This is a genomic window from Pararcticibacter amylolyticus, from assembly GCF_003130405.1.
Classification (GTDB): domain Bacteria; phylum Bacteroidota; class Bacteroidia; order Sphingobacteriales; family Sphingobacteriaceae; genus Arcticibacter; species Arcticibacter amylolyticus.
Genome location: NZ_QEAS01000003.1, coordinates 127,115 through 130,572 on the forward strand (window position 1 = coordinate 127,115; position 3,458 = coordinate 130,572).

Consider the following 3,458-nt stretch of genomic DNA (forward strand, 5'->3'; position numbering starts at 1 on the left):
CCTGCTTCTAAAGCCAGTGCTTCCAACCTCCGGGTGTTAAGCATATCAGTAGATTCGCATGACCGTGAGAACATAGAACTGGTGCCCGTAAAAGCAAGCGCAGGTTACCTTAACGGATACGCGGATCCGGAATTCATAAGCGAATTACCAAAATTCAGTCTTCCCATTTTAAAGCAGGGCACTTACCGCGCTTTTGAAATAAAGGGAGACTCGATGCTGCCGCTCCATCCGGGTACGGTTGTCATCGGCGAATACATTGAAAACTGGTTGGATGTCAAAGCGGGGGAAACGTATGTATTTATAACAAAGTCGGACGGTGTGGTCTACAAACGCGCTGGCAACCGTTTCCGCGAAAACAAGGGCATTAAACTAATTTCAGATAACCCGGTTTATGAGCCCTACACCGTACAGGCTGAAGACATTCTGGAGGTATGGAAGGCGAAGGCATATATTTCGACAAATTTTCCGGAACCAACCACCGAACCGAGCATGGAGAACCTTACTTCTATGCTTGCGCAAATGCAAAAATCGATATCTCAGTTAAAACAAGACAAAAATTAAATCCTGCTTAAACTATTTCCGGCAAACCAGTCTAATAGAAAAAACCAATCCATTATGAGAAAGAACTTTTTGTTCATCGCTTTACTTGCAGGTTCTGTATCTTTAAGTCAGGCACAACCCAGGCAGATGGGTACACCGGAAGAAAGAGCCGAAAGGCAAACCGCAATGCTGGAAAAGCAGCTTAAGCTGACAGCAGATCAGAAAGCAAAAATCTACACTGTCATTTTAACTCAGGCCAAAGAAACAGACAGCCTCAGAACTGCTGCAAGAAATGCAGGAGAAGATCGTCAGGCCATGTGGTCAAAGATGCAGGAGATACAAAAGAAACATAGCGGGAATATTTCTTCGCTCCTCACCGCAGACCAGAAAAAGACTTACGATCAGTGGCTGGAGGAAATGCGCAGCAGGCGCGGACGCGGCCCGGGAGGCCCCGGCGGCCAGCAGGGCAACTAGCGTTAAGTTGTAAGTTATAAGTTATAAGTCGTAAGTATCAACTGACCGGCACACTAAAGAGGTTTTATGGTGATATAATCGGGGATTATCCACATACAGCATCATTATATTATATAATCCTGGGTTATTAGCAACTCACAAAAAGCGGCACTTCCGGCCGCTTTTTTTCATTATCAGCAGCTTCAGAACATGCTTTTCCACAGCGTTCGAAGCCTGTCAATCACTCCATTTACTTTGTAGAATAATTTTAAGCCTTCATTTTCATTTCTTGCTATATTTGCGATTATGAGTATTTTATCCAACCGAATTAACAACCTGTCCGAGTCTGCTACTATAAAAATGGCAAAACTCGGTAGAGAATTAGCAGCAAAAGGCGTCAATGTCATTAGTCTGAGTTTAGGAGAAACCGATTTCTTCACTCCCGACTTCGTAAAAGACGCTGCAAAGAAGGCTATTGATGAAAATTATTCTTATTACTCTCCGGTTGCAGGCTATCCCGACCTGAGAAAGGCTATTGCCGGAAAATTGAAACGTGAGAATAACCTCGACTATAATTTTGATCAGATAGTTGTTTCCACAGGTGCTAAGCAGGCACTGACAAATGTCATTCTCTGTCTCGTTAATCCTGGCGATGAGGTAATTATTCCTACCCCCTACTGGGTGTCCTATTCGGAACTTGTAAAGCTCGGCGAAGGAGAGTCAGTTTTTATTGATACAACCTTAGAGAGCGATTTCAAAATCACTCCTGAAGAGCTGGAAGCAGCAATAACTCCAAAAACAAAGCTGTTCATGTTTTCCTCTCCCAACAATCCGACAGGAACAGTTTATACCCGCGAAGAATTAGCCGGACTGGTGAAAGTGTTTGAAAAATATCCCGACATTTACATCCTGTCTGATGAGATTTACGAACATATTAATTTTATCGGCAAACACACTTCTATTGCCGAATTCGACAGCATTAAAGACCGGGTCATCATCATAAATGGACTTTCTAAAGCCTACGCGATGACAGGCTGGCGTCTTGGTTTTTCAGCCAGCAGCAAAGAAATTGCGGATGCATGCGATAAACTCCAGAGCCAGGTAACCTCCGGAACCTGTTCTGTTACCCAGAGAGCCGGTGTTGCTGCTTACAGTGGCTCACTCGAAAGTGTTGAAGAGATGCAGAAAGTATTCCTTCATCGCCGTGACCTCGTATATAATCTCCTGAAAGAAATCCCCGGATTAAAAGTGAACCTGCCCGGAGGCGCCTTCTACTTCTTCCCCGAGGTAAGTTCATTCTTCGGAAAAAAGACAGAAGATGGAGAAGTGATCAGCAATGCCGATGAACTCGCCCTCTACCTTCTTAATAAAGGACACGTGGCAGTAGTAAGCGGAGACGCCTTTGGCGATCCCAACTCAATCCGTATCTCTTATGCAGCATCAGAAGAAAAATTAAAAGAGGCCGCAGCCCGTATTAAGAAAGCATTAGCAGACCTGAAATGAGTGAACTGTTCAGTCGGTTTGGTAGTCTGAATATACTTATTATCGGCGATGTGATGATGGATTCTTACCTCTGGGGAAAAGTAGACAGGATTTCCCCGGAGGCTCCTGTTCCCGTAATTTCTGTCAGGAAGAAAGAAAACCGCCTTGGAGGTGCAGCAAATGTAGCCTTAAACGTTCAGGCACTGGGAGCTACTCCGCTTATCTGCTCTGTTATCGGAACAGACAGCGAGGGTGATACATATCTGCACCTGATGGAAGAACAAGGCCTCCCTACAGAAGGCATAATCCGTATAGATGGCAGGCCAACAACCGTGAAAACACGGGTAATAGGCCTCAATCAGCAAATGCTGCGGATAGATGCAGAAACAGATGAAGAATTAAACCCATCTGAGACAGATCTTCTGCTGTCTGAAATCCAGACAATTCTCCGGAACCGGAAGATCGATGCCATTATATTCGAGGATTACGACAAGGGAGTAATTACCCGGGATCTCATTGCAGCTGTAGTATCAGAGGCTAATAAAAGAAATATTATCACCACTGTCGACCCCAAAAAGCGCAACTTCTTGTTTTACAAAGGCGTAACGCTTTTCAAGCCGAATTTAAAAGAGCTTCGGGAAGGTCTTAAAATGGACATTGACCCGACCCAACCCGGAAGTCTGGAAAAAGCAGCGGAAAACCTCCGCTCAGAACTGGGCTGCGTAATGGTAATGGTAACCCTTTCGGAACTCGGTGTATTTATGATGTCGCACAATGGAGAAAAGGTCATGCCGGCGCACATCCGTAAAATCGCCGATGTTTCAGGAGCAGGAGACACCGTTGTTGCAACCGCAACACTTTGCCTGGCCGCCGGCCTCGATGAGTTCAAAACCGCTGCAATCGCCAACCTAGCCGGCGGTCTCGTATGCGAGCATGTCGGCGTCGTTTCCATAGATAAAGAGCGCCTGATGAGAGAAATGAAT

The 3,458-nt window shown here is 45.3% G+C and carries 4 protein-coding genes; all 4 read left to right on the forward strand.

What is annotated here, in order from left to right:
- A partial coding sequence (locus DDR33_RS04985) for a S24 family peptidase (protein ID WP_238387673.1) occupies positions 1 to 561 on the forward strand: 561 nt, incomplete at its 5' end.
- A 54-nt stretch (positions 562 to 615) separates the two neighbouring features.
- Complete coding sequence (locus tag DDR33_RS04990; RefSeq protein WP_109414671.1) at positions 616 to 1,014, forward strand: hypothetical protein; 399 nt, start codon at positions 616 to 618, stop codon at positions 1,012 to 1,014.
- A 285-nt stretch (positions 1,015 to 1,299) separates the two neighbouring features.
- Entirely contained in the window at positions 1,300 to 2,496 is a 1,197-nt protein-coding gene (locus tag DDR33_RS04995) for a pyridoxal phosphate-dependent aminotransferase (protein WP_202913656.1), read from the forward strand.
- Positions 2,493 to 3,458, forward strand: a 966-nt coding sequence (locus DDR33_RS05000) for a bifunctional heptose 7-phosphate kinase/heptose 1-phosphate adenyltransferase (RefSeq protein ID WP_109414672.1), incomplete at its 3' end; no start/stop codon positions are given. The genes DDR33_RS04995 and DDR33_RS05000, both read left to right, overlap by 4 nt.

Bases quoted from the DNA above. Each gene is read 5' to 3' on its own strand.
- DDR33_RS04990 (WP_109414671.1), top strand. From the start codon at position 616: ATGAGAAAGAACTTTTTGTTCATCGCTTTACTTGCAGGTTCTGTATCT.
- DDR33_RS04995 (WP_202913656.1), top strand. From the start codon at position 1,300: ATGAGTATTTTATCCAACCGAATTAACAACCTGTCCGAGTCTGCTACT.